Annotated in this window: 22 protein-coding genes; 8 read left to right on the top strand and 14 right to left on the bottom strand. The window is 72.0% G+C overall.

Annotated elements, in window-relative coordinates; all coding sequences use genetic code 11:
* Positions 1–11: 11 nt before the first annotated feature.
* Together AB0I71_RS16850 and AB0I71_RS16845 are read right to left on the bottom strand one after the other, a co-directional pair.
* Entirely contained in the window at positions 12–758 is a 747-nt protein-coding gene (locus tag AB0I71_RS16850; RefSeq protein WP_357585499.1) for a response regulator transcription factor, read from the bottom strand.
* Positions 759–849: 91 nt separating this feature from the next.
* Positions 850–1074 (bottom strand): hypothetical protein, encoded by a 225-nt coding sequence (locus AB0I71_RS16845; protein WP_357585497.1) that lies wholly within the window; start codon positions 1072–1074, stop codon positions 850–852.
* Between the two features lie 164 nt (positions 1075–1238).
* On the opposite strand from AB0I71_RS16845, the gene AB0I71_RS16840 reads away from it, so the two are divergent.
* From AB0I71_RS16840 to AB0I71_RS16830, 3 genes are all read left to right on the top strand, one after another.
* Positions 1239–2183 (top strand): serine/threonine-protein kinase, encoded by a 945-nt coding sequence (locus tag AB0I71_RS16840; protein WP_357585495.1) that lies wholly within the window; start codon positions 1239–1241, stop codon positions 2181–2183.
* A 62-nt stretch (positions 2184–2245) separates the two neighbouring features.
* Positions 2246–2668: an OsmC family protein gene (locus tag AB0I71_RS16835; protein WP_357585493.1), complete on the top strand. Its 423-nt coding sequence runs from the start codon at positions 2246–2248 to the stop codon at positions 2666–2668.
* A 347-nt stretch (positions 2669–3015) separates the two neighbouring features.
* A complete protein-coding gene (locus AB0I71_RS16830) occupies positions 3016–3879 on the top strand; it encodes a hypothetical protein (protein WP_357585491.1) in 864 nt (287 codons plus the stop codon).
* 43 nt (positions 3880–3922) lie between these two features.
* Here AB0I71_RS16830 and AB0I71_RS16825 read toward each other — a convergent pair whose 3' ends face one another.
* The 4 genes from AB0I71_RS16825 to AB0I71_RS16810 all read right to left on the bottom strand — a co-directional run bounded on the left by AB0I71_RS16825 (position 3923) and on the right by AB0I71_RS16810 (position 7669).
* A complete protein-coding gene (locus AB0I71_RS16825) occupies positions 3923–4369 on the bottom strand; it encodes a response regulator (RefSeq protein WP_357585489.1) in 447 nt (148 codons plus the stop codon).
* Positions 4370–4426: 57 nt separating this feature from the next.
* Positions 4427–4786, bottom strand: a complete 360-nt coding sequence (locus tag AB0I71_RS16820; RefSeq protein WP_357585487.1) for an STAS domain-containing protein — start codon at positions 4784–4786, stop codon at positions 4427–4429.
* Between the two features lie 85 nt (positions 4787–4871).
* A complete protein-coding gene (locus AB0I71_RS16815) occupies positions 4872–5918 on the bottom strand; it encodes a cobalamin-dependent protein (protein ID WP_357585485.1) in 1047 nt (348 codons plus the stop codon).
* A complete protein-coding gene (locus tag AB0I71_RS16810; RefSeq protein WP_357585483.1) occupies positions 5915–7669 on the bottom strand; it encodes a PP2C family protein-serine/threonine phosphatase in 1755 nt (584 codons plus the stop codon). Before AB0I71_RS16810 ends, AB0I71_RS16815 begins: the two co-directional genes overlap by 4 nt.
* Before the next feature lie 210 nt (positions 7670–7879).
* Between AB0I71_RS16810 and AB0I71_RS16805 the strand changes: the two genes are divergently transcribed.
* Together AB0I71_RS16805 and AB0I71_RS16800 are read left to right on the top strand one after the other, a co-directional pair.
* Positions 7880–8278, top strand: coding sequence for an STAS domain-containing protein (locus AB0I71_RS16805; RefSeq protein WP_357585481.1), 399 nt, complete (start codon positions 7880–7882; stop codon positions 8276–8278).
* 107 nt (positions 8279–8385) lie between these two features.
* Entirely contained in the window at positions 8386–8733 is a 348-nt protein-coding gene (locus AB0I71_RS16800) for an STAS domain-containing protein (protein WP_357585479.1), read from the top strand.
* 68 nt (positions 8734–8801) lie between these two features.
* Here the strand turns inward: AB0I71_RS16800 and AB0I71_RS16795 are convergent, their stop codons facing one another.
* Entirely contained in the window at positions 8802–9104 is a 303-nt protein-coding gene (locus tag AB0I71_RS16795; RefSeq protein WP_357585477.1) for a hypothetical protein, read from the bottom strand.
* A gap of 215 nt (positions 9105–9319) precedes the next feature.
* On the opposite strand from AB0I71_RS16795, the gene AB0I71_RS16790 reads away from it, so the two are divergent.
* Positions 9320–10300 carry a DUF2267 domain-containing protein gene (locus tag AB0I71_RS16790; protein WP_357585475.1) on the top strand — a complete coding sequence of 327 codons (981 nt, stop codon included), beginning with the start codon at positions 9320–9322 and terminating at the stop codon, positions 10298–10300.
* 93 nt (positions 10301–10393) lie between these two features.
* On the opposite strand, the gene AB0I71_RS16785 is transcribed toward AB0I71_RS16790, so the two are convergent.
* The 5 genes from AB0I71_RS16785 to AB0I71_RS16765 form a co-directional block, all read right to left on the bottom strand.
* Positions 10394–11695, bottom strand: coding sequence for an NAD(P)/FAD-dependent oxidoreductase (locus AB0I71_RS16785; protein ID WP_357585473.1), 1302 nt, complete (start codon positions 11693–11695; stop codon positions 10394–10396).
* 127 nt (positions 11696–11822) lie between these two features.
* Positions 11823–12104 (bottom strand): DUF6510 family protein, encoded by a 282-nt coding sequence (locus AB0I71_RS16780; protein WP_357585471.1) that lies wholly within the window; start codon positions 12102–12104, stop codon positions 11823–11825.
* 13 nt (positions 12105–12117) lie between these two features.
* Positions 12118–12840, bottom strand: a complete 723-nt coding sequence (locus tag AB0I71_RS16775; protein WP_357585469.1) for a ferredoxin reductase — start codon at positions 12838–12840, stop codon at positions 12118–12120.
* 8 nt (positions 12841–12848) lie between these two features.
* Positions 12849–13448 (bottom strand): sulfite oxidase-like oxidoreductase, encoded by a 600-nt coding sequence (locus AB0I71_RS16770; RefSeq protein ID WP_357585467.1) that lies wholly within the window; start codon positions 13446–13448, stop codon positions 12849–12851.
* Positions 13449–13527: 79 nt separating this feature from the next.
* Positions 13528–14541, bottom strand: coding sequence for a TerC/Alx family metal homeostasis membrane protein (locus AB0I71_RS16765; protein WP_357585465.1), 1014 nt, complete (start codon positions 14539–14541; stop codon positions 13528–13530).
* A gap of 242 nt (positions 14542–14783) precedes the next feature.
* Here AB0I71_RS16765 and AB0I71_RS16760 point away from each other — a divergent pair, with 242 nt between their 5' ends.
* On the top strand, positions 14784–15950 hold the full coding sequence (locus tag AB0I71_RS16760; protein ID WP_357585463.1) for a CaiB/BaiF CoA-transferase family protein: 1167 nt from the start codon (positions 14784–14786) through the stop codon (positions 15948–15950).
* Between the two features lie 139 nt (positions 15951–16089).
* Here the strand turns inward: AB0I71_RS16760 and AB0I71_RS16755 are convergent, their stop codons facing one another.
* Positions 16090–16500: a DUF2267 domain-containing protein gene (locus AB0I71_RS16755; RefSeq protein WP_357585461.1), complete on the bottom strand. Its 411-nt coding sequence runs from the start codon at positions 16498–16500 to the stop codon at positions 16090–16092.
* A 146-nt stretch (positions 16501–16646) separates the two neighbouring features.
* On the opposite strand from AB0I71_RS16755, the gene AB0I71_RS16750 reads away from it, so the two are divergent.
* Positions 16647–16919: a DUF2795 domain-containing protein gene (locus AB0I71_RS16750; protein ID WP_210825339.1), complete on the top strand. Its 273-nt coding sequence runs from the start codon at positions 16647–16649 to the stop codon at positions 16917–16919.
* 250 nt (positions 16920–17169) lie between these two features.
* On the opposite strand, the gene AB0I71_RS16745 is transcribed toward AB0I71_RS16750, so the two are convergent.
* Positions 17170–17832 carry a hypothetical protein gene (locus AB0I71_RS16745; protein ID WP_357585459.1) on the bottom strand — a complete coding sequence of 221 codons (663 nt, stop codon included), beginning with the start codon at positions 17830–17832 and terminating at the stop codon, positions 17170–17172.
* Between the last annotated feature and the right edge of the window lie 9 nt (positions 17833–17841).

Below are 17841 nucleotides of genomic sequence, written 5' to 3'. Positions count from 1 at the left end.
GCGCACCCCTGTCACTCCGCCGGCTTGAGCAGGTACCCGGCCCCGCGCAACGTGTGGATCATCGGCTGGCGGCCGGCGTCGATCTTCTTCCGCAGGTACGAGATGTACAGCTCGACGACGTTGGCCTGGCCGCCGAAGTCGTAGTTCCAGACCCGGTCGAGAATCTGTGCCTTGCTGAGCACCCGGCGGGGATTGCGCATCAGGTACCGCAGCAGCTCGAACTCGGTGGCGGTGAGGGTGATCAGCCGGCCGTCCCGGCGTACCTCGTGGCTGTCCTCGTCGAGGGTGAGGTCGCCGACGGTGAGCACCGCGTCCGGTCGGGTGGCCACCGCGAAGCCGGAGCGGCGCAGCAGGGCGCGCAGCCGGGCGATGACCTCCTCCAGGCTGAACGGCTTGGTCACGTAGTCGTCGCCGCCGACGGTCAGCCCGGCGACGCGCTCCTCGACCGCGTCCCGGGCGGTCAGGAAGAGCACCGGCACGGTGTCGTTGTCCGCCCGCAGCCTGCGCAGCACCTGGAAGCCGTCCAGGTCGGGCAGCATCACGTCGAGGACCACCGCGTCGGGTCGGAACTGCCGGGCCGTGCGCACCGCGGCCATCCCGTCGCCCGCCGTGCGGACCTGCCAGCCCTCGTAGCGCAGCGCCATGGACAGCAGGTCGGTAAGCGTCGGCTCGTCGTCGACGACCAGCACCCGGACCGGCTCACCGTCCGGCCGGCGCAGCTCCACCCGGGCCGGCGCGACCTCCCCATCGGTCATCATGGTTCCCATGGTGGTGCCGGGTACTGGGTTCCGCTTGTGCGGTTGCTGTGTGCCACCTGTGCGGTGACGGCCGGGCGGGGTCGGCACCGGGTCACTCGGTGACGCCTACCGGGTCGGTCCGGACGAAGCGCATCGACCAGGTCCCCGACCCGTCGGGTCGTTGCCGCACGTAGAGATGGTCCGCTGCCGGCGTGAGGGCCTCCTGCGGCCGGCGCAGCACCCACAGCCGTGGTGGCGTGCCGTCCGGGCCGGCCGGCAAGGACCGGACCAGGTCGTTGGCCGGACCGCCGACGAAACGCACGGTCACCTCACTCATCACGTTCCGCCTCCAGCCCGCCCGGCGCGTCGGGCGTCCCGGCTCGCACGGTAACGCACCAGCCGCCGTCGGAGGCGGGTTTGCCCTGATCGGGGGTGGGGTACCGTGCCGAGGCCACGGCCTCGCGCGCCGCGGCGGAGCACCACGAGGGTAGGGGGCGGTCGATGCGTACGCTGGACGGTCGCTACCGGCTCGAACAGCGCATCGGCATCGGCGGGATGTCCGAGGTGTGGCGGGCGCACGACACCGTGCTGGACCGGTCGGTCGCGGTGAAGCTGGTCTCGCCGGGTCAACCGGACGGAACGGCGTCGGTGGAGCGGATCCGGGGCGAGGCCCGTTCCGCGGCCCGGCTGGTCCATCCGAACGTGGCAAGCGTGCACGACTTCGGCACCTGCGACACCGGGGTGGGCGGTGAACTGCCGTACATCGTGATGGAGCTGGCCGAGGGGCAGACCCTCGCCGCGCACCTGCGGGCCGGCCCGCTGGACTGGCGGATCGCGGTGCGCGTCTGTGCGGAGGTGAGCGCCGCGCTGGCCGCCGCACACGCCCACGGCATCGTGCACCGCGACATCAAGCCGGCAAACGTGATGCTCACCCCGTCCGGGGTGAAGGTGCTCGACTTCGGTATCGCCGCACCGGCCGGCGCCGCCGACACCGCGCCGGACGGCGTCGTCGTCGGTACGCCCGCGTACCTGGCGCCGGAGCAGCTGCACCGGGCCCCGGCGACCCCGGCGGCCGACATCTACGCCCTCGGGGTCCTGCTCCATTACTGCCTCGCGGGGCGCCTGCCGTACCCGGCGGACAGCGTCAGCCAGTTGCTCGGCCGGGAGGGGCGCCGGGCACCGCGGCCCCTGCCCGAGTTGCCCGGACTGCCCGCCGAGGTGGCCGACCTGTGCCGGCGCTGCCTCGCCGACGACCCGACCCGGCGGCCGAGCAGCCTGGTGGCCGCGCTGCTGCTGGCCGAGGCGGTGGACGCCCGGGTGTACGTGCCGATGCATGAGCCACTGATGCCCCGGCAGCGGCCACCTGCGGTGAGCCCCTGGACGGAGCGCGCGGCGACCGAGGTCACCGAGGCCGCCGCCGTCGCCCAGTGGAGTCGGCACGGCTGAGGATTCCCGGTTTCACCCGACCGACCCCGGGTAGCCGGGCGGGGAGTGACGGGAGGAACGCGATGCCGAGTTCCTGGCTGAACGAGGTTGCCGCCGCGACCGCCGAGGGCGGTCACATCCACACCGACGACGAGGTGCTGTCCACCGCCCTCGCCTCGCCGCTGGCGCCGCACTGCACCGGGCTGACCCCGTCGCAGCTGCTGGCCGCCGCGTTCGCGTCCTGCCTGCACCACGCGGCGGTGGAGGCGGCCGGCGACATCACCGACGAGGCGCACACCGTGCAGGTACGCGCGGAGGCGAAACTCGGACGCGACGACGACGGCCGTTACCGGGCCGACGTGCACGCCTCGATCTCGTCGGTCGGGCTCAGTCGACAGCAACTCGCCGAACTGGTCGAGCACGCCGACCGGTTGTGGCCGTTCTCCAGCGAGGACGGCGGTCGACACCGGCTCACCGTGACTCCGGCGGATAACGGCCGACACTGATCCGCTGGTGAGGCGAGCCGGCCGGCAGCTGTGCCGGGCTCTCCCCCGGGCGGCGAGGCCGCCGGGGGCATCGGGATGGCCCGACCGCCCCAGCCACCTGCACTGTCGGTCGACCTGGGCCTCGTCCGTTCGGGGGAGGTGGCCGACGCTGCCGATCGACGCCGACAAGATTCGCTTTTCGCCCGGTTTTATGCTGTCATTTCCGGCATTTACTCCATGACGTACAGGCGTAATTAATCCTTGGTGTTGGCTTACGCGGAGAATCACCGGGCGGATAGCCGCGAATTGTGACGCATGCCACCAACCAGGCCGATGGCAGGCGGCCATTGACTTTCTAGCCTCGGCGGGTGCATCCCGACGACGACATCGACCAGAAGCTGACCCCCGGGCAACCGGCGACCCTTTCGGCCGACGAGACATCACCCGAAAGGTTGATGGGGCGGCATCGCGCCGTGCCGTCGCCGCGCCGCGGTGTCCGCGCGGTGCTCGCCTCCACCCCCGTCCGGGTGGCCCTGGCCACCGGCGTGACCTGCTGCCTCGGCGCCACCGCTGTGGTGGCCGCCAGGCACGACGACGAGGCACCTCCGCCCCCGGTGACCGAGGCGCTCATCGACCGCGCGCTCGCCGCCCAGGAGGAAGCCGCCTCCCGCTCCCTCGACCGCAGTCCCACGCCCGCCCCGCCCAGCGCCAGCCCGACCGCCTCGCCGACCGCGAAACCGTCGTCCACCCCCAAGCCGAAGGCGACGAAGAAGAAGGCCCCCACCAAGCCACCGCGTCCCCGACCCGTCGCCGGGCTCACCCAGGCACAGATGGACAACGCCAAGGCGATCGTCGACGTCGGCGTCGACATGAAGATCCCCCGTCAGGGGCTGGTGATCGCTGTCGCCACCGCGATGCAGGAAAGCACTCTGCTCAACTACGCCAGCGGTGTGCTGCCAGAGTCGCAGAACTACCCGCACCAGGCCATCGGCTGGGACCACGACTCCGTCGGACTGTTCCAGCAGCGGCCCAGCAGCGGCTGGGGCAGCGTACGGGACCTGATGCGGCCGGCCTACGCGGCCCGCGCGTTCTACGAGGCGCTGCTGGAGGTGCCCGGATGGCAGCAGATGAGCCTGACCCTGGCCGCCCAGGCCGTACAGATCTCCGCCTTCCCCTACGCCTACGCCCAGCACGAGGAGCGGGCCGCCACGATCGTGGCGGCACTGACCTGAGGCGGATGCGGGCCGTCGGGTCGGGCCCGCCGGGTACGGCGGGTCAGGCCCGCTTGGGCAGCACGACCACTCGACCGAAGAACTCGTCGATGCGGTGCACCACGTCGTTGAAGTCGTCCAGGTCGATCGGCTTGGTGACGTAGGCGTTGGCCTGCAGCGTGTAGCTGCTGATGATGTCGGTGTCCGCGTTCGAGGTGGTCAGCACGACGATCGGAATCGTCCGCAGATCCTCGTCGCTCTTCACCTCGCCCAGCACCTGGCGCCCGTCCATCCGGGGCATGTTGAGGTCGAGCAGGATCACGTCCGGCCGCTGCGCGTCGCTGTGCCGGCCCTCGCGGCGGAGAAACTCCATCGCCTCCTGACCGTCGCCGACCACGTCGATCACCTTCTCGACGTCTGAGGTGGCCAGGGCCTCCTCGATCATGAGCACATCGCCCGGGTCGTCGTCCACCACGAGGATGCGAACCGGAGCGAGGGTACGTGCGCCCATCTCTACCTGCCTCAGGTCGGCCAGGACGGGACCTGCCGGCCCCGCGCTGGCGGAAATCTAGCCCATCCCCGGACGGTCGGTGACCGCCGGGTCCACGATGTCGCAGTCGTACCCCAGCACCCCGGCCAGGCCGGTCACGGTGAGCACCCGTTCCACCCGGCCCGACGCGCCGGTGACCCGGAGCCAGCCGCCCTCGGCCGCCACCCGGTTGTCGCCGCGTACGAAGACCGCGATGCCGGTCGAGTCACAGAAGGTCAGCTCGGTCAGATCGACAAGCAACCGCCGCTGCCCGCCCGACGTCAGGCGGTCGATGACCGCGTTGAGCCGAGGCGCGCTGCTCATGTCGAGTTCACCTGCCAGACGGAGGCGGGCCGGCCCGCCACCGCCGTCATCGACGTGCGTGACGGTGAACGTCACGACGATCTCCTCCCGCCGTCCAGGACGGATGCTTGCTGCGCGGCAAGTATACGGGGGCGCTGACGGGCCGGACACCATGCTTCGGTCAGGCTGCTCGCCGAGCCGCCGCCGGCAGTGCCGCGCGTCCTTGCCGGAGATAGTCCACCGCTCGGGGGAAGTCGTGCAACAACTGACCGTAGTGGGCCAGCGCGGCGTCCACCGTCACGGCCGGCACCCCACGGCTGTCCAGGATGGTCACCAGCCACTCGATGAACTCGGTGAACAGCGAGCCGTCGTCGACGTACAGGGCAGCGGCCAGAAAGTCCAGGATGTACCCGAGGTCGCTGACCGTCGAGTCCAGCTGGGCCGGCGTGTGGTCGCGGGTGGCCGGGAACCGCTGCGCCAGCTCGGCCAGGGCGGCGTCGATCAGCTCACCACGCCGGTTGACCAGGCCGGCGTACTCGTCGTCGGCGAGGTGCGCCAGGTCCGCCGGCGCCGGCGCGCGCAGTGCCCGTTCGTCGCTGAGCAGGTCGCTGGCGGAGACTGCGTTCGCGGCCCAGGTGACGCCGAGCCGCCGCGCCCACCGGCCGTCCATGCCGAAGCCCCGCCCACCGACGAGCACCGGCACGTCCGCACGCCGGCACGCCTCGATCATCCGGTGCGCGTGGGGCAACCGCATCGGCAACGCGGAGGCGAGCGCCACCGCGTACGCGTCGTACCGGTGCAGGTACGACACCAGGTGCGCGGCCGGCACGCTGGCGCCCAGGAAGGTGACCTGCCAGCCGCGTAGTCGCAGCACCTCGGCGACCAGCCGCGCCGGCAGCGCGTGCCACTCACCGTCCATGCAGGCCACCACGATCCGAGCGCGGGTCGGGCGGACATCGGTGTACGCGGCGACGGCCGCCACCACCCGTTCGCTGATGTGCGTCGCCGCGTGCTCCTGGGCCACGCTCCACTCGTTGCGCGCCCATCGCTCGCCCACCTCGGCCTGCGCGGGAGCGACAAGTTCCAGCAGTACCCGGTCGGCCGCCACGCCGGCTTCGAGCAGCCCGCACGCCACCTCGACGGCGGCGTGCTCGTCGGCCTCGGCGAGACAGTGCAGGTAGTCCTGGTAGACGGCCTCGGGCGAGGTGTCTCTCGTCGCGGTGGTCACCGGGCGGTCGTCCCCTCCGAATCCGATCCGGTAAGCGTCGGCACCGCGTGCAGATGCCGCTGGGGGCGGCCACCGACTCCGGTGGCACGCAACGCGAGCACCGCGATGTCGTCGTGGTCCCGCTGGGCCAACCAGTCGCAGGTGACCTGCTCGATCCGCTCGGCCAGCGCCGGTGCCGGCATCTTGTGACAACCGCTGAGTGCCTGGACCAGGCGATCGGTGCCGAGCAGTTCCTCACCGCGCCGACCACCGCGCGCCTCGGTGACTCCGTCGCTGTAGAGCAGGCAGGTCTCACCGGGGGCCAGCCGGGTGGAGACCTGACCGATCCGCGGATCCGGCACCACGCCGATGAGCATGCCGTTCAACGGCAACTGCTCCACCTCGCCGGAGGAACGCAGCACCAACGGCGGCAGGTGCCCACCGCCGGCCAACGTCAACCCCAGGCCACCGTCGCGGTGCGGACGGACCACACCGAGCACCATTGTGGCGAACCGGCCCTGACCGTGCGCCAGGGTCGTCTCCAGCAGGGCGTCGTTGAGCAGCCGCAGCAGCTTGGCGGGGTGCTGCTCGACCCGGTGCAGCGCGTGCAGGCACTGACGCAGCTGCCCGGTGAAGACCGCCGCCTCGACGCCCTTGCCGGAGACGTCGCCGAGGAAGAACACCGAACCGCCGTCGGGCAACCGGTGTGAACCGTAGAAGTCACCGCCGATACGCAGGCCGGCCTGGGCCGGACGGTACGCCGTACCCCACTGCACACCCGGTGCCGGCGTCGGCTCGACGGGCAGCAGGCTGGCCTGCAACGTATCGGCCACCTCCGCCTGCTCGCGGTAGAGCAGCGCGGTGGTCAACGCCGCGCCGGCCCGGGCGGCGAAGGCGCGGACCAGATCGACGTCGTCCTCCCCGTACCAGCCACCCGCGCCCCGCGCGACGAGCAGCACCCCGGCGGGCGCGTCCCGGCCCGGCAACGACACCAGGCGGGCAGCCACTTCGGTGGCGGCGACACCGGGCAACCAACCCGCATCGACGGCCTGCTCGGCAAGCCAGTCGACGGTGTGCGGCTGGGTCCCGCGCAGGCCCTCGGCGATCGCCGGGGACAGCTCCGTGGCGGCGAGCACCCCGCGATCGACGGTGGGCGTCTCGTCTCCGGCCTGGCGGGCGCGCCACCATCGGGCCCGGCCGGAGCGGGGCGCCAGCACCAGCACCGCCACCTCGGCCAGGGTGGGTACGGCTAGGCGGACCACCGCGGCGGCGGCCCGGTCCGGGTGCAGCGGGTTGCCCAGCTTGTCGCCGACCACGGCCAGGAAGGCCGACCTGGACCGCTCGGCCGCCAGTTCCTCGGCCCGCTTCTCGATGTCGCTGACATCCTCGACGTACCAGCAGCTACGTCCACCGGACAGGGGGACCCGACGTACCCGCAACCGTCGGCCGTGATGGCGCAGGGGTGGATCGATCGAGGCCAACTGCTCGACCGCGCCGAGCGTCCCGCCGACGACCACTTCGGGCAGCAGCCGCTGCGCGACCGGGCTGACGTGCCGTACCGTACCGTCCGGGCCGCACACCACCACGCCTTCACGCAGATGCTCGGCGACATCGGGCCAGTCCGGGGCGAGCTGAATCTGGGCCCGCTCCAGCGCGGGCAACGCGGCCGCCGGACGAGAGGTGGTTGGTCGCCAGGCGGGGACCCGGGCGACGCTCGGCGTGGTGGACCGTCCGTCGCCGGGGTCAAGGTCCCTGACGTCGGCACCTGTCACCAGCTTGAGCCTCGCTCCTTGTCGATTCCGCAGCCGCTGCGAACGGCATGCATGGTCACGTCCTGACACCCAGCCTACGCGGGTCTGCGGGTGCCGCCACCCGGGCGACCGTCCGCCGGGCACCGACGGCTGCCCGAGAGGCGGGCCAGCTCAGCGGTTGTTACGATCCGAGCGCCCCTGCCCGCCCGCCACCCGCGGAAGGCGTGATCGTTGTTGTCCCACGGTCGCCGACCCGAGACGCCGCCGCTGAGCATGTCCGTCGACAGGTCCGATCCCGACACACCCGTCATTCTGGTCGTCGGTGATCTCGCCTACACCACCGCCGCGCCGCTACGCGCCGAGATCGACCGGGCGATGAGCACCGATCCCACAGTTCTGGTGCTCGACTTCGACGGCCTGCACTTCATCGACAGCACCGGGCTCAGCGTCATCGTGCACGCCTGGCGCGAGGGGCAGCAGCGGGGCGTCCGACTGCGGCTCCGGGCGGTACCCCGGTTCCTCGAGACGATCCTCGACATGACCGGGGTGACCGGCCTGCTGGCCCGCGAGCCGGCCGGCGCCGGGCCCGCCGGCGTCGAGCCCGACGGTCCGGCGCCGGTCATCGCCTAGCCATTGTCGGAGCGAGCGAGCCGGAGGACGGCGAGGTTTCTCCGCCGCTTGGGGAACTTTCCCACCCCGCGACTTGCGGCTGGCCGGCGTACTGGGAGCATGGAGTCATGTCGGCACAGCTGTTGGTCATCGAGGTCGACCGGCACGACGCGGGGCGTGCCGAGTTGCGGCTGAGCGGCGACCTGGACTTCGACAGCGCGCCGGAACTCATCGAGGCCGTCGCCTTGCTGCGGCGCGACGGCTACCAGCAGTTGACCATCGACCTGACCGGTGTGGGCTTGTGCGACTCCTCCGGGTTGAGCGCGTTCGTGGTGGCCCATCGGGGCGGCTCGGCGCCCCTGCGGTTGACAGGTGTCAACCCCACCCTGCGTCAACTGCTGGACCGCACCGGCCTCGCCGACCTGCTGGAACTTGCCCTGACCGCCGCGGACAACGACGCGCAGGCGGCCGGCTGAGCCACCACGGCCACCCGCGAGGGGTGGCCCCCGACCCTGGGACCAGGGGTCGGGGGCCGGAGGATGGCTCAGGGGGCCGGGACCGGATAGGCGCCGGTGCGGTGGGGCTGGGTGGTCGGCTCCGCGTCCTCGGGCGGGCCTGAATCCGGAGTCTTGAACAGATAGCGGACGAACTCCGCACCTGTCCCGTCGTCCTGCGCTCCGGGCCACTGGCCGGCGCAGTCGACGCCGATCACCTCGCGACCGCCGCCATCGGCCTCCTCCAACAACGCCCACAGGCTCACCGGGTAACAGCGGGTCTGTTCAGGCTCCAGCCGCCACCGGGCGTACCAACCGGGTCGAGCGGGGACGATCTCGACTATCCGCTTCATCACGACCTTCCCTTCCGCCGTGCCTCGGAAGATCTCCGGTCCACCACGATCGTCGGCCCCGCCCGGGTGACCGGCCCTCACCCGGCCGGGATGAAGCCTCGCCGGTGTCGGTGACCGTCACACTGCCCGCGCCGACGCGATCGTTTCGCCCCGGTGACCGCCGGGAAGGCCATCGACGAAGCCGGCAACACCAGCGGAAGCGAGGTGTGTGCACCATGCGTAAGCAGATGGAGGGCGACAACCAGCGCCGCCGGGCACTGGCGCGCCAGGCCCGGGAACGCGGCATGCGGGCCGCTGACACCGGGGCCAGCCTGAGCGCGTCCAAGCAACTCGCCCACCTCGACCAGAACAGGCGGGCCGGCCCCGCGCCGGCCGGAGGCCGCCACAAACCGGACACCACTCGTGGCGGTCCCGCTCCCCCGCCGGCCGGTTCTCCACAGGCTCCCCGGCCCCTCCCGGAGCCGGGTGTGGAGGCGCCGGGGGTCACCACTGTGGGCTACCGCGACCTGGTCGAGGACGTCGTTCGCCGTGCCGGCGTCGACTTCCGCACCGCAAAGGTCGGGGTCGAGTCGACGGTGCTGGTCCTGGCCTGGGCCCTGGAGGCCGGCGAACGCCGCCGGCTGCTGGAGGCGGTTCCCGCCTCACTGCACGACGTGGTCCCGGTGGACGGCATCGAGCGACACCAGGACCTGGGCGGGTTCCTGTCCGAGGTGGGACGGATCAGCGGTCGCAGCCCGGAGCAGGCGCGCTATCAGGCCGAGGCGACCCTCGCCGCGCTCGCCGAGCACGACGGTGACCTGATCGAATCGCTGCACGTACCGGATGAGCTGCGGGAGTTGCTGAACCCGCCGGCGGCCGGCGGTGGCGTGGTCGGCGTGACAAGCGCGACGCCGCCGTTGTCGGCGGCCGAACTGCGTGCCGCCCTGGCCGACCTGCCCTACTGGTCCGGTGACGGCACCGCGCTGTCCCGGACCCTCGAGTTGCCGCCGAGCAACCTCGACCGGGTGCTGGACCGGCTCGACCTGCTCCGCCAGCAGACCGGTCGCGGACCGCGGATAGGCCGGGCCGACCCGACCACCGCCGTACTGACCGTGACCTCCGGCAACGCCGGTGCGGTGACCGCGATGGACATCGACCTGGCGCACACGGTGGATGACGCCATCGAGGAGGCGGGCGCCGGAATGGCCGGCGGCTGAGCCGCCCGACACCAGCCGTGCGGTCGTGGGGTGCACACACCCCACGACCGCACGCCCCGTCCAGCCGACCCGTACGTCCGGGACGGCGCGGGTTCAGCGGACCCGCGCGGGCATCTCGGGCGACGAACTCTCCAGCGGTACGGCGGTGGCGGAGATCAGTCCGAGTTGTGCCGCCGACCGGGGCAGCGCGGCGTCGAGGACCCAGTCCGCGCTCACCCTGGCCCGGTTGCCGGGCATCGCGAGCAGGTGGTAGCCGCGGGTGACCGCCTTGGCGGGCAGGCCGGACAGCGGCACCTTCAGCGGGTTCGCCGCAGCCTGCTTGCCGCCCAGATCCACCACCCAACCGAGGTCGTGGTGCTTGTACGGGCGGCGACGTCCCTGTCCGTACGAGGCGGCGATGTTGTGCGCGGCCAACTTTCCCTGCCGCTGCGCGTGCTGGGCCGTCATCGTGCAGATCTCGCCGGGCCGGGCCAGGTCGGGCACCGCGGCGGCGTCACCGCAGGCGTAGACCTCGGGGAAGCCGGGGACGTTCAGGTACTCGTCGACGACCAACCGCCCCTTCTCGGTACGCAGGCCCAGTTCCGCCACGAACGGGTCAGGCCGTACGCCGACGCACCAGACGAGTGAACAGGTGGGCACGTACTCGCCGTCGGTGAGCTTGACCCCGTCGGAGGTGGCGACCGCCACCGAGGTGCCCATCCGCACGTCCACCCCACGTCGTCGCAGCACCCGGTCCGCGGTTGTCGACATCCGTCGGTCCAGTTCCGGCAGCACGCGCGGGGCGACGTCCAGCAGCATCCACCTGGGCCGAATCTTGAGCCGGGGGTGCTGAGCGGCCAGTTCGTCGGTGAACAGGATGCCGTGCGCGGCCACCTCGGTACCGGTGTACCCGGCGCCCACCACCACGAACGTGGCCCGGGCCTGCTGCTCGGCCGGATCCTCGGCCTGCTCGGCCAGTTCGATCTGGCGGATCACGTGGTCGTGCAGGTAGAGCGCCTCGGGCAGGCCGCGGAAGCCGTGGGCGTACTCGGTCACGCCGGGAATCGGCAGCAGCTTGTTCACGCTGCCGACGGCCAGCAGCAACCGGTCGTACGCCAGCCGGTTGTGGTCGCCCTCCGGCTGGGTGAACCCGACCCACCGGTTCTGCAGGTCGACGTTGTCCGCCTCACCGATGACCACCCGTACGCCGTCAAGCGTGCCGGCCAGCGGGACCGCGATCCTGCCCGGCTCCACCACCCCCGCGGCCACCTCCGGCAGCAGCGGCAGGTACAGGAAGTAGTCGGTCGAGTTCAGCAGGACGATCTCGGCTCGGCCGCGGGCCAACCGGCTCAACGTCTTCGCCGCGTGGTATCCGGCGAAACCGGCCCCCACGATCACCACACGAGGCTTCGTCATTCCGGCCCGGTTCCCGTCGTACGCCCCGACAAACGTCCACCCACCTCGCCGATCTGGCACTTTCCGTCGGGACAAGTCCCCCTCAAGGGGACGGGACGCCGACCAGAAGTGCAAGATCGCGGAGGCTTCAGCGTGGTTGGTCGGGGGGCATCGGGAATTGGAGGAAGGTGGTGCCGCGTAGGTCGAGCCAGGCGCGGTCGGGGGCGCGGACCAGCCGCAACATCACCTCGACGCAGGTGGGGCAGCGGCCCACCAGGCCGGGAGCGTGCGAGTAGACCCGCAGCCCGGCCACCGGACCGGGGGTGCCGCAGTGGGCGCACCGGGCGGTGGCGGTACTCAGGTCGACCGCGAACACCTCCCCCAACGGGCCGTCGAGCATGTTGCCGTCCAGGTAGGGCAGCGCGGTCATCCGCGGTCTCCTCTCAGCCGGTCGGGCCGAAACGTTCGGTGCGTACCCGGCGCGCCGGGTGGCCCAGCCCGACGAGCAGGTCGGAGACGGCCTCCACGAAGCCGGTGGGTCCGCAGACGTACACCAACGGTTCCAACTCCGGCGGCCAACCGTGGGTGTTGACGTCGGCGAGGCCGAGCCGGTGCGGCTCGCCGCGCCACCCCTCGGGCGCCTGCCGGGTGTACACATGAGCCACGTCGAGACCGGCGTCGTCGCGTACCCGGCGACGCAGTTCCTCGGTGTAGAAGGCGTCGTCGGGGGTGCGCACGGAATAGATCAGCCGGAACGGAACCCGGCTCCCGGCCGCCCGCCGTGCCCTGATCATGGCCATCAGCGGCACCACCCCCGATCCGCCGGCGACCAGCAGCACAGGTTCGGTCTGCTGCGGTCGCCAGACGAACCAGCCGCCGATCGGACCGCGCACCTCGACCGGGTCGCCCTCGCGGTAGCCGTCGACCAGGAACGGCGACACCTCACCGTCGGTCACCCGCTGGACGGACACCTCGATCCGGTCGCCCTCAGCGGGCGCGGCGAGCGAGTACGACCGGGCCGCCTGGTACCCGTCCGGCGCGGTGAGCCGGATGTCGACGTGCTGGCCGGGCAGGTGGGCCGGCCAGCCCGGCACCTCCAGCACCAGGGTCCGCGCCGTCGGCGTCTCGACCCGGTGCGCCACCAACCGGGCCTGCCGCCAACTCATCCGGGCGCTCAATCGCCCTGGTACCGCTGCTCACGCCACGGGTCGCCGTAGTCGTGGTAGCCGGCGGTCTCCCAGAAGCCGGGGGTGTCCTCGACGGTGAGGTGGATGCCGCGCACCCACTTGGCGGACTTCCAGAAGTAGAGGTGGGGTACGAGCAGTCGGGCCGGCCCGCCGTGCTCGGCCGGCAGGTCGTCGCCGTCGTAGGTGTGCACCAGCCAGGCCTGCCCGTCGCGCAGGTCCTCCAGCGGGAGGTTCGTGGTGTAGCCACCGTAGGAGTGGGCCAGGGCGTAGTCGGCGGCCGTGTCCACGCCGTCGAGCAGGGTGTCCAGCGAGACGCCGCGCCAGCTGGTGCCGAGCTTGGACCACCTGGTGACGCAGTGGATGTCGACGGTCGGGGTCTCCTGCGGCAGCCCCATCATCTCGTCCCAGCTCCACCGGTACTCCGTACCGGTCTCGGTGCTGATCACGAACTCCCACTGGTCACGCGGTACCCGCGGGGTCGGGCCGGCGGAGAGCACGGGAAAGTCAGGCGTCAGGTACTGGCCGGGGGGCAGATCCGGCGCCTCGGCGCGAGGCCGACCCTGGAAACCCGGTGTGACGATACCCACCGCTCAGTCCTACCACGGCGGAAACCGTCGCGGGTGGGTTCGACCGGCCCGGGCGTCAGCCACCCGGGCCCGGAAACCCTCATTTCCGCTCGGTCACGACTTCCTTGGAACCCGGCACCACGTTGCGGGTCGCCCGCAGGCTGGTGATCGTGACCACGGTCAGCACGCCGAGGATGACAAGCAGCGAGGCCACGGTGGGGATCTCCGGCACGCCCTCCCAGATGCCGTGCGCCCAGTGCAGGCCGAGCTTGATGCCGATGAAAGCCAGGATGATCGCCAGGCCGTAGGTGAGGTGGACCAGGCGGCTCAGCGCCGCGTGCAGCACGAAGTACAACGCCCGCAGGCCGAGCAGGGCGAAGGCGTTTGTGGCGAAGACGAGGTACGGATCCTCGGTGATGCCGTACACCGCCGGCACCGAGTCGACGGCGAAGACCACGTCGGTGGCGAGCACCGCCACCACCACAAGCGCGAGCGGGGTCAGCGCCCGGCGCCCGTCCACCCGCACCGTCATCTTCGTGCCGTGGTACTCGTGCACCACCGGCATGAACCGGCGCAACAGTCGCACCGAACGCATGGTGCCGATGTCCACCGACTGCTCGTGCCCGGTGAACGCGTCGCGGAGCAGCTTGGCGGCGGTGAACAGCAGGATCAACGCGAAGATCAGGAAGGCGAAGTCCAGGGTCTGCAGGGCTGCCGCGCCGAGGGCGATGAAGATGCCGCGCAGCACCAACGCTCCGGTGATACCGAACAGCAGCACCCGCTGGGCGAGCTCGGTCGGCACCGCGAAGGCGGCCAGCAGCAGCATGAAGACGAAGAGGTTGTCGACCGACAGCGACTTCTCGACCAGATAACCGGTGAGGTACTCGAAGCCGCGTTCGGAGCCGTAGCGGTGCCAGACCCAGGCACCGAAGGCCAACGGCAGGGCTATGTAGAAGGCGGACCAGCCGAGTGCCTCCTTGAGCGACACCTCGTGCGGGCGCCGGGTCACCAGGAAGTCCAGCACCAGCAGGGCGAGCACGCCAAGGATGGTGATCGCCCACAGCGAGGGCGTGCCTACCGAATCCAGACCGGCCGCGACAGACAAATCGGACATGGGGCCTCCTCGAACACCGTGTCATGTTCGAGGTCTCCTTCACCCACGTTTCGTGGGCAACCACCCGAGGCGCGCTCCGGGCGCGCCGTACTGACCGGCATGGTTCGTGGGAAGTACTCCCCTCGTGCTGACAAGGTTAGGACAGCCGAATTCCGCCCGCCAGGCGGGGCGCTGCCGAGCCCGGTGGCCTGGCTCACCGCAGGCGGCCGGCCGACCACGACGTGAGCGCCTATCGTGACCCGGTGACCGCAGACCTGCCGACCGGCCCGTTGACCGGCGTACGCGTGGTGGAGCTGGCCGGGATCGGCCCCGGGCCGTTCGCCGCCATGATGCTGGCCGACCTGGGGGCCGACGTGATCCGGGTCGACCGGGTCACCGAGGTGGACGCCACGGCCTTCGGCACCCCGCACCCCGATCTGCTCAACCGGGGGCGCCGCTCGATCGGAGTGGACCTGAAATCCGCCGACGGGCGCGAGGTGGTGCTGGCCCTCGTCAGCCACTCGGACGTCCTCATCGAGGGGTTTCGGCCCGGAGTCACCGAGCGGCTCGGTGTCGGCCCGGCCGACTGCCACGCGGTCAACCCGGGACTGGTCTACGGCCGGATGACCGGGTGGGGCCAGGACGGTCCGAACGCGCCGCACGCCGGGCACGACATCAACTACCTGGCGCTGACCGGCGCGTTGCACGGCATCGGACGGGCCGGCGAGCCTCCGGTGCCACCGATGAACCTGCTCGGCGACTTCGGTGGCGGCGGCATGATGCTCGCCCTGGGTGTCGTCTCCGCGCTGTACGCGGTACGCGGGGGCGCGACCGGTCAGGTGGTCGACGCGGCCATCGTGGACGGTGTCGCGGTGCTCAGTACCCAGATCCACGCGCTGCGTCAGCTCGGCATGTGGCAGGAACCGCGGGGGGTCAACCTGCTCGACGGGGGTGCCCCGTTCTACGACACCTACGAGTGTGCCGACGGGCGGTACCTCGCCGTCGGCGCGCTGGAGCCACGCTTCTACGACGAACTGGTCCGGCTCACCGGCTTCCCGCTCGCCCCGGACGAGCCGGTCGACCGGACCGACCCGGCGAACTGGCCGACGTTACGGGCCGCCTGGGCGCGCCTGTTCCGCACCCGTACCCGCGACGAGTGGGCGACGCTGCTCACCGCCTCCGACGCCTGCGCCGCGCCGGTGCTGGACTGGCAGGAGGCGCCGGAACACCCGCACCTGGCCGCCCGGGAGACGTTCGTGCTCCGCGACGGGGTGGTGCAGCCGGCTCCGTCGCCTCGGTTCTCCGCCACCCCGACCGCGATCCGCCGACCACCGCCCTGGCCGGGCGAGCACACCGACGAGATTCTCGCCGAGGCCGGCTTCGACCGGGACCGGATCGCCCGACTCCGCGCCGCCGGAGCGATCGGCTAGCAACCAGGTCGCATTTCACGGGCTCGACGCAACCGGCGGCGGGCTGGTAAGGCGCGGCTCCTGGCGCGACGTTCAGGAACGTCGGCGCGATCCGGGCGGCGCGCCTCTCAGCGTCGGCGCGATCCGGGCGGCGCGCCTCTCAGCGGCGGCGCAGGGTCGCGCCGGGCGCCAGGGCGGGCTCGACCATGTCGCGGAAGTCGCGGGGCAACTGGACCACCAGCTCGTCGAACTCTCCGCCGGTCACCGCCTCCCGGACCGTGGTGAAGACCGCCCGGACCGCGTCCCGGGCAGCCGGCTCCTCGACCCCGGCGCGGACGGCCACCCGGGCGACGAACTCGGCGGCACCGAACCGCTCCGCCGCCTCGGTGTCCGGGGTCGGCCGCAACGGCAGCCGCAGCGGGGCGGGCAGTTGCACGGCCAGGTCCAGCACCTCGCCACCGGTCAGCCGCTCGGCAAGCGTCTCCAGCGTCGCCCGGATCAGCTCCGCCGCCCGCGACGACGATGTCGCGGTGCGCTGGGCGACCTGGTCGACGAAGGTGTCGTAGTTCATCGCGTACCCCCTCCGGCCGGCGCTTACCCACCCGATGGGCACGGAAACGGCCACCGCTTTTCCGCCGGCCGCGGCGCGTGAGCGGCCCCGGGTCGGGTATCCGCGCCCGGTCGTGGCCGGATCGAAGCCCGGGAGGAGCCGACACCATGGCGAGTTACGCCGACGTCCTGCAGTACCTGTCCAGCCTGGACTACCCCGCTGGGAAGGACGAGGTGGTACGCGAGGCGGAGCGCGAAGGGGCGCCGCCGGACGTGCTGCAGGCCCTGCGCGCCCTGCCTCCGGTGGATTACGCCAACGGCAACCAGGTGGCCCGTTCGGCCGGCATCGACGCGGCCCCTGAGATCACCGACGCGCAGCGCGGCGCCCAGGGGCGCGACAAGCGTCACCAGCGGGTGTCGCAGCACCTGCGCAGCATCTGAGGCGGTGACCTGGGCAGGCCCGCAGCCGACCGGGCGGGCCCTGCCACACACGCTGAGACAGGGGGGCGCCCCGGCCGCGAACCGCGGCCGGGGGCGCCCCTGCGTAACCGCCTGTCCTGGCGACGGTGCGCCCGAACCGGGTCGCGGCCACCAGGCGGCCGACAGCCACCCGAACCGGGCGGCTGCTGTTACTGCGAAGAGCATATCGCACGCCATCAGCCGAACGGACAGTGGGTCCCGACGAAGAGTCTCATTCCGCCAGCTCGGCGTATCGCCCCTCCAGGTCGACCCGGGCGAGCGCACCGACCAGCCAGGCGAGCCGCTCCGATTCGCCGCCCCCGGCCAGACCGGCGAGATCCTCGGCAGAGCGGCCCAGTCCGAGCCGCCGCGCCGCCGCCAGCGCCCGCCGGTCGGCCACCGGCGCGACCTCGCCCCACAGCGCCTGCACCTCCCGCAGGAACAGGTCCGCGACCTGGTTGTCCACCCCGGGCAGGGCGGTGAGCAGTGCCCGCTCCCGGGTCGGGTCGCGGTGCGCCGCCGACCGCAGCCGCCGCAGATCACCCCGGTACCGGTCGACGACCGTGCGGGCCAGCTCACCCAGCAGGTCGGCGAGTGCGTCGACGTCACCGCGCTGGCCGCTGCCGCGCAGGGCCCTGACCCGGTCGAGGTGTGACGAACCGGACAGCCGGGCGGCGCTGTCCCAGCCCGCCTCCGGCAGCGCGTGTGCGCCGTCGAGGGCGCGCCGGAAGTCGCCCCGACGGGCCAGCAGGACCGCGAGGCAGAGCAGCTGAAACAGGCTCGACGGGTTGTTGGTGACCCGGAAGCCGTACTGCTCGGCGAAGCCCCGGCCACTGCCGGCGAGCCGGCGGGCCAGCCGCTTCCTGTCCTCGATCGTGACAGTCGTGGTGGACATGGGCGGCTG

This window comes from Micromonospora sp. NPDC049891, from assembly GCF_040660295.1.
Classification (GTDB): Bacteria; Actinomycetota; Actinomycetes; order Mycobacteriales; family Micromonosporaceae; genus Micromonospora.
The sequence above is the reverse complement of the archived record's forward strand: the minus strand, read 5'-3'. Positions and strand labels throughout refer to the sequence as shown.